Genomic DNA, 6853 nt, shown 5'->3' on the forward strand with positions numbered 1-6853 from the left:
GCCCGCGCGCACAGATGGTCCCAGGTCGCCCTGTGCCCGTACGGAGCGAACCGCTCAAGGCATTTGCGCAGCGAATAGCGCCGCAGCGCCAGGTCGCACCGCGGATCTCGAACCTGTCTCGCCAGACTTCGGAAACCGGCCATCGTCCTGCACCTCCGTCACACCTGCACCTGTAATCCGGTCACTTCGGCGTCGTCGAACGGACGTCGTCGAGTAGACGTATCGACAAGCGAATCGGCTCCATCCTTTTTCCGGCGGCCTCTCCCGGCCGGCCGTCCGGAACCTCGGGCCGACTCCTCCGGCCCGTGCTCCGGTCGTGGTCCCCCGGAACGCCTCCGTGGTCCGCGCCACGCTCATGGCCGCGGTCATGCCCATGGTCGCCTCCCTCGCGGTCCCGCTCACCGCCCCGGTTCCCGGCGGCTGCCCGGACGGCCCGTGCGTATGCCCGGCGGGGACGATCCGGCACCGCGGCCCCGCCGGGGAGGCGCCGCGCCGTGCGCGTCACCCCCGACGGACAGAGAACTCCCCGCGGCCTCCACGGGTTCCTGAAGACGGCAGGGTTATGCCCGCCGATCCCGTCCCCGGCCGCCCCGCCGCCCCCGGGAACGCCGCGGGACGGAGTCCGCGCAGGTGGCGGCGGCGGGAGGGCCGGACACGCCGGACGCCCCGGGCGGCGGCGGCCGGCCGCGGTCCGGGGCGCCCGGCGCCGGGGCGCGCTCAGCGGTACAGCAGGTACTCCCGCCGCGTCCGCCGGAACGCCGCCAGTTCCTCCCGCCAGCCGGCCACCACCTCGTCCGTGTCCGCGCCCGCGTCGATCATCGTGCGCACCCGCTCGGAGCCGGTGAGCTTGTCGATCCAGTGGTCCGGGCGCCAGGCGAACCCGCTCCACGCCCGTTTCGCGCTCACCAGCAGTCCCACCCCCGTCCGCACCGGATCGAACGCCTCCCGGTCGTGCACGTGGAGCTGCACGCCCCCGACCGTCCTCCCCTGGAACTTGGAGAACGTGGGGGCGAAGTACGCCTCGCGCAGCCGCACGCCCGCCAGGCCCAGGCCGTTCGCCTCGGCCGCCCAGCGCCCGTCGATCCCCTCGGCGCCCAGCAGCTCGAACGGCCGGGTCGTCCCGCGCCCCTCGGACAGGTTGGTGCCCTCGAACAGGCACGTCCCCGCGTACACCAGGGCCGTCTCGGGCGTCGGCATGTTCGGGCTGGGCGGTACCCAGGGCAGCCCCGAGGCGTCGTGGAAGTCGGACCGCCGCCAGCCCGCCATCCGTACCGTCTCCAGCCGCACCGGCTCGGTCAGGAACTCGGCGTTGAACAGCCGTGCCAGCTCCGCCACCGTCATCCCGTGCGCCTGCGCGATCGGCTGCCGCCCGACGAACGTGGCGAACTCCGGGTGCAGCACGGGCCCCAGGGCGGCCCGGCCGGACACCGGGTTCGGCCGGTCGAGGACCACGAACCGCTTGTCCGCGAGCCGCGCCGCCTCCATGCAGTCGTACAGCGTCCAGATGTACGTGTAGAAGCGGGCGCCCACGTCCTGGATGTCGAAGACGATTGTGTCGACGCCCGAGGCGGTGAAGACGTCGGCGAGCGGCCGGCCGCTCTTCAGGTACGTGTCGTAGACGGGCAGGCCGGTCGCCGGGTCGTCGTGGCGGCCCTCCGAGCCGCCCGCCTGCGCGGTGCCCCGGAAACCATGCTCGGGGCCGAACACGGCGGTCAGGTCCACGCGGTCGTCGGCGTGCATGACGTCGACGATGTGCCGCACGTCCCGGGTGACGCCCGTCGGGTTGGTGACCACGCCGACCCGCTCCCCGTCGAGCGCCGCGTAACCGTCCGCGGCGAGCTGCTCGAAGCCGGTGCGCAGGCCCCGGCGCCCGGACGCCGGGGCGGCCCGGCCGGATCCCGGGATCCCCTCCGCGCCGTCCCGGGCGGCGGCCGGGGTCGCGGCGGTGGCCGCGAGGGCGGCCGTGGTGGTGGCGAGCAGGCTCCGTCTGGACAGTCTCATGCCGTGGCCTCCGTGGTCGCTGCCGATGTCATGCTCACGCACGCTAACGCGCGTGCGCCGCCCGGGGAACGAGCCGGGCCGCCGCCGTGCGGCACTTCTCTTCCACCCGGCATACCGACCGGTTAGTCTGGCGCGACGCGTCGTACGGCCCGAGCGGCCGTACGACCGGGACGGCCCCGTGGTCGGGCCGTCGCAGGGCCGGGAAGCAACCGGGCGACCGGGCAGCCGCGCGAAGGAGCCGATGGTGGAAGCCGTACAGGGTGCGAAGGTGGTCGTCACGGGCGCCGGGGGCGGCATCGGGGCGGCACTCGCCCGCCGCTTCGCCGGCCAGGGGGCCCGGGTCGTCGTCAACGACCTGGACGCCGACCGCGCCGAGGCCGTCGCCGGCGAGATCGGCGGCATCGCGGTCCCGGGCGACGCCTCGTCCGTCCTGCCCGAGGCCCGCGACGCGCTCGGCGGCACGGTCGACGTCTACTGCGCCAACGCCGGCGTCGGCCGCGACGGCGGGCACCCCGGCGAACCGCTCGACGAACAGGGCTGGGCGCTCTCCTGGGACGTCAACGTCATGGCCCACGTCCGCGCGGCGCACGCGCTGCTCCCCGACTGGCTGGAGCGCGGCGGCGGCCGCTTCGTCTCCACCGTCTCCGCCGCCGGACTGCTCACCATGATCGGGACGGCCCCCTACAGCGTCACCAAGCACGGCGCCTACGCCTTCGCCGAGTGGCTGTCGCTGACGTACCGCCACCGGGGGGTGAAGGTCCACGCGATCTGCCCGCAGGGCGTCCGCACCGACATGCTCACCGCCAGCGGCAGCGCGGGCGACCTGGTCCTCAAACCGACCGCGATCGAGCCGGAGGACGTGGCCGACGCGCTGTTCCGCGGCATCGACGAGGACCGCTTCCTGATCCTGCCGCACCCCGAGGTCGCCGAGTACTACCAGGCCCGCGCCGCCGACCCGGAGCGCTGGCTCGGCGGCATGAACCGCATCCAGCGGCACTGGGAGTCCACCCGCTGAGACCGGTGCGCGGGGAGGCCCCGCGTCCCGCGGGGCGGTCCTGCCCGACGCGCCGGGGCCCCGAGGTGGGAAGATCCCCCTCGGGGAAACGGACCGCACGCCCCGGCCGGCGACGGCCGGCGGCACCGGCGGGTCCGACGACGACAGGCAGTGACACGGAAGGCAGGTGGCGGAAGTGCCCAGGACGACGGACGGCGACGGGCCCCCGGTGCCGCAGCGGCTCCTGGCCGCCGCCACCCGGCTCTTCGCCGAGCAGGGCTACGACCGCACTTCGGTGCAGGAGATCGTCGAGGCGGCCGGGGTCACCAAGGGCGCGCTCTACCACTACTTCGGTTCCAAGGACGACCTGCTGCACGAGGTCTACGCGCGCGTGCTGCGCGTCCAGCAGGAGCGCCTGGACGCCTACGCGAACGCCGACGAGCCGATCGAGGCGCGCCTGCGGGGCGCGGCCGCCGACGTCGTCGTCACGACGATCGAGAACCTCGACGACGCGTCGATCTTCTTCCGCTCCATGCACCACCTGAGCCCGGAGAAGAACAAGCAGGTACGGGCCGAGCGCCGCCGCTACCACGAGCGCTTCCGCGCGCTGGTCGAGGAGGGCCAGGCGGCGGGCGTGTTCTCCACCGCGACCCCGGCCGACCTGGTGGTGGACTACCACTTCGGCTCCGTCCACCACCTGTCGACCTGGTACCGCCCCGACGGCCCCCTCACCCCGCAGCAGGTCGCCGACCACCTCGCCGACCTGCTGCTGCGCGCCCTGCGTCCCTGAGGCGCCGGGGCCGCGGGCCGGCGCGGCCCCGGGGCCCTAGCGGTACTTCCTGATCTCCCGCCGCGCCAGCGACCGCTGGTGCACCTCGTCCGGCCCGTCGGCGATCATCAGGGTCCGGGCGGCCGCGTACAGCTCGGCCAGCGGGTGGTCCTGGCTGACCCCGCCCGCGCCGTACAGCTGGATGGCCCGGTCGAGGATGCCGACGACCGTGCGCGGGGTCGCGATCTTGATGGCCTGGATCTCGGTGTGCGCGCCCCGGTTGCCGACCGTGTCCATCATCCAGGCCGTCTTCAGCACCAGCAGCCGCAGCTGCTCGACGGCGACCCGCGCGTCCGCGATCCAGTTCTGCACGACGCCCTGCTGCGCCAGGGACTTGCCGAAGGCGTCCCGGGACACGGCCCGCCGGCACATCAGCTCGATCGCCCGCTCGGCCATGCCGATCAGCCGCATGCAGTGGTGGATCCGGCCGGGGCCGAGCCGCGCCTGCGCGATGGCGAAGCCGCCGCCCTCCTCGCCGATCAGGTTCGACACCGGCACCCGCGCCCGGTCGAAGACCACCTCGGCGTGGCCGCCGTGGTAGTGGTCCTCGTAGCCGAACACCCGCATGGCGCGCGTGATCGTGACGCCCGGGGTGTCGCGCGGCACCAGGACCATGGACTGCTGGCGGCGGACGTCCGCCGCGTCCGGGTCGGTCTTGCCCATCACGATGAAGATCCGGCAGTCCGGGTGCATCGCCCCGGAGATGTACCACTTGCGGCCCGTGATCACATACTCGTCGCCGTCCCGCTCGATGTGCGTGGTGATGTTGGTGGCGTCCGAGGAGGCCACGTCGGGCTCGGTCATCGCGAACGCCGAGCGGATCTCACCCGCCAGCAGCGGCTCCAGCCACTGCTTGCGCTGCCGCTCGTCGCCGAACTGCGCCAGCACCTCCATGTTGCCGGTGTCGGGCGCCGCGCAGTTCGTCGCCGTGGGCGCCAGCTGCGGGGAGCGGCCCATGATCTCGGCGAGCGGCGCGTACTGGAGGTTGGTGAGGCCGGCACCGTGCTCGGAACCGGGCAGGAACAGGTTCCACAGGCCCCGCCCGCGCGCCTCCGCCTTGAGCTCCTCCACGACCGGGGGATTCGCCCACGGCGAGTCCAGCGCGGCGCGCTGCCCGTCGGCGACCCGCTCGGCGGGGAGGACGTGCTCGTCCATGAAGGAGAGGAGCGCGGCCCGCAGTTCCTCGGTGCGCGCGTCGAACGTGAAGTCCATGGTCAGCCCTTCCGGAGGCCTTCGCGAAGCGTGGTCAGACCGTGCCCGATGAAGACGGGGACGAGATCGCCGATGCGGTCGAAGCCGGGGCCGACGGTCTGCCCCAGCGTGTAGCGGTAGTGGATGCCCTCGAGGATCACCGCGAGCTTGAACCAGGCGAACGCCGTGTACCAGGCGATCCCGGAGACGTCGCGGCCCGAACGGGCGGCGTACCGCTCGATCAGCTCGGCGGGCGACGGGTGCCCGGGTGCCTCGGCGGTCGTGGAGACCGGGGAGTCGGGGGTGCCCAGCGGCATGCCGTACATCACCAGCAGGCCGAGGTCGGTCAGCGGATCACCGAGGGTGGACATCTCCCAGTCGAGGACGGCCCGGATCGAGTCGGTGCCCCCGTCGGTGCTCGCGATCAGGACGTTGTCCAGGCGGTAGTCGCCGTGCACCACGGCCGGCGCGGGGGAGTGGGGCAGTTCCCGGCCGAGCGCGGCGTGCAGTTCGTCGATGCCGGCCAGTTCCCGGTTGCGGGAGGCGTCCAGCTGCTTGCCCCAGCGCCGCAGCTGCCGGTCCAGGAAGCCCTCGGGACGGCCGAAGTCGGCCAGGCCCACCTCCCCGGGGTCCACCGCGTGCAGGTCGACCAGCGTGTCCACCAGGGCGAACACCGCCTGCCGGGTGCGCTGCGCGCCGAGCGGCGCCAGCTGGTCCGCCGTCCGGTAGGGGGTGCCCTCGACGAACTCCATGACGTAGAAGGGGGCCCCGAGCACCTCCTCGTCCTCGCACAGCAGCACCGTGCGGGGGACCGGGACGGGGGTGGCGTGCAGCGCGCTGATCACGCGGTGCTCGCGCCGCATGTCGTGCGCGGTGGCCAGGACGTGCCCGAGCGGAGGACGCCGTACCACCCACTTGGCGGTGCCGTCGGAGACCGCGTAGGTGAGGTTCGACCTGCCGCCCTCGATCAGCCGGCCGGAGAGGGGGCCGTTCACCAGGCCGGGCCGCTTCCGGTCGAGCAGCGCGCCCAGCCGGTCGAGATCCAGTCCGGGCGGGTGGTCGGGGCTCATACTCACTCCTGCGGGCCGGTGACGTGACGGTACCCCCACATGATGCCGACCAGTCGGTATGTCGTCCAGGGCGAGGGGGAAACGTGACCGGGGCCACGACGTGGCCGGGGCCGCGGGGGGAACCCGGCGGCCCCGGCCCGCCGCACGCCGGCCGCCACGTGGACGGCGGCAGTCCCGGCGATCCACTTGCGCGGCGGGAGACGACGACGAAGGGTCGGTTCCATGAAGGCGATCAGTTACGCACGCTACGGCGGCCCCGAGGTACTCGAACTCACGGAGATGCCGGAACCCCGGGTCGGCCCCGACTCGGTGCTCGTGAAGGTGCGGGCGGCGGCCGTCAACCCGGTCGACTGGAAGTGCCGCGAAGGCTACCTGGACCAGCTCCTGGCCCCGGTGTTCCCCGTCGTCCCGGGCTGGGACGTCTCGGGCGTGGTGGTGCGGCCCGGCGCCGCCGTCCCCGAGTTCGCCCCCGGCGACGAGGTCATCGGCTACGCGCGCGAGGACTTCCTCTCCCGCGGCACCTTCGCCGAGTACGTGGCGGCCCCGGTGCGGGCCCTCGCGCGCAAGCCGCGCAACCTGTCCTTCGAGGAGGCCGCCGGACTGCCCCTCGCGGGGCTCACCGCCTACCAGGTGCTGCACAGGGCCCTGCGGGTGAAGCGGGGCGAGACCGTCCTGGTGCACGCCGCGGCCGGTGGTGTCGGCTCCCTCGCCGTCCAGCTCGCCGTGCACCTCGGTGCCCGCGTCCTGGGCACGGCGAGCTGGACGGCG

6 protein-coding genes are annotated in these 6853 nt (G+C 73.9%); 3 read left to right on the plus strand and 3 right to left on the minus strand.

The window, feature by feature from the left end; genetic code table 11:
• Positions 1-717: 717 nt before the first annotated feature.
• Entirely contained in the window at positions 718-2001 is a 1284-nt protein-coding gene (locus AOK18_RS05000; protein WP_055693511.1) for an exo-beta-N-acetylmuramidase NamZ family protein, read from the minus strand.
• Between the two features lie 241 nt (positions 2002-2242).
• On the opposite strand from AOK18_RS05000, the gene AOK18_RS05005 reads away from it, so the two are divergent.
• A complete protein-coding gene (locus AOK18_RS05005; RefSeq protein ID WP_055693512.1) occupies positions 2243-3016 on the plus strand; it encodes an SDR family oxidoreductase in 774 nt (257 codons plus the stop codon).
• A 175-nt stretch (positions 3017-3191) separates the two neighbouring features.
• Positions 3192-3785, plus strand: a complete 594-nt coding sequence (locus AOK18_RS05010; protein ID WP_055572194.1) for a TetR/AcrR family transcriptional regulator — start codon at positions 3192-3194, stop codon at positions 3783-3785.
• Positions 3786-3821: 36 nt separating this feature from the next.
• Here AOK18_RS05010 and AOK18_RS05015 read toward each other — a convergent pair whose 3' ends face one another.
• Together AOK18_RS05015 and AOK18_RS05020 are read right to left on the minus strand one after the other, a co-directional pair.
• Positions 3822-5036, minus strand: a complete 1215-nt coding sequence (locus AOK18_RS05015; RefSeq protein ID WP_055693513.1) for an acyl-CoA dehydrogenase family protein — start codon at positions 5034-5036, stop codon at positions 3822-3824.
• A 2-nt stretch (positions 5037-5038) separates the two neighbouring features.
• Entirely contained in the window at positions 5039-6085 is a 1047-nt protein-coding gene (locus tag AOK18_RS05020; protein ID WP_055693514.1) for a phosphotransferase family protein, read from the minus strand.
• A 222-nt stretch (positions 6086-6307) separates the two neighbouring features.
• Between AOK18_RS05020 and AOK18_RS05025 the strand changes: the two genes are divergently transcribed.
• On the plus strand, positions 6308-6853 hold a 546-nt coding region (locus tag AOK18_RS05025), incomplete at its 3' end, for an NADP-dependent oxidoreductase (protein ID WP_157865034.1).

It is taken from the genome of Streptomyces prasinopilosus, assembly GCF_001419695.1.
In the GTDB taxonomy this organism is placed as follows: Bacteria; Actinomycetota; Actinomycetes; order Streptomycetales; family Streptomycetaceae; genus Streptomyces; species Streptomyces prasinopilosus.

Excerpts from the sequence above, each read along its gene's own strand:
- AOK18_RS05000 (WP_055693511.1), bottom strand. The coding sequence starts at position 2,001 with ATGAGACTGTCCAGACGGAGCCTGCTCGCCACCACCACGGCCGCCCTC.
- AOK18_RS05005 (WP_055693512.1), top strand. The coding sequence starts at position 2,243 with ATGGTGGAAGCCGTACAGGGTGCGAAGGTGGTCGTCACGGGCGCCGGG.
- AOK18_RS05015 (WP_055693513.1), bottom strand. The coding sequence starts at position 5,036 with ATGGACTTCACGTTCGACGCGCGCACCGAGGAACTGCGGGCCGCGCTC.
- AOK18_RS05020 (WP_055693514.1), bottom strand. The coding sequence starts at position 6,085 with ATGAGCCCCGACCACCCGCCCGGACTGGATCTCGACCGGCTGGGCGCG.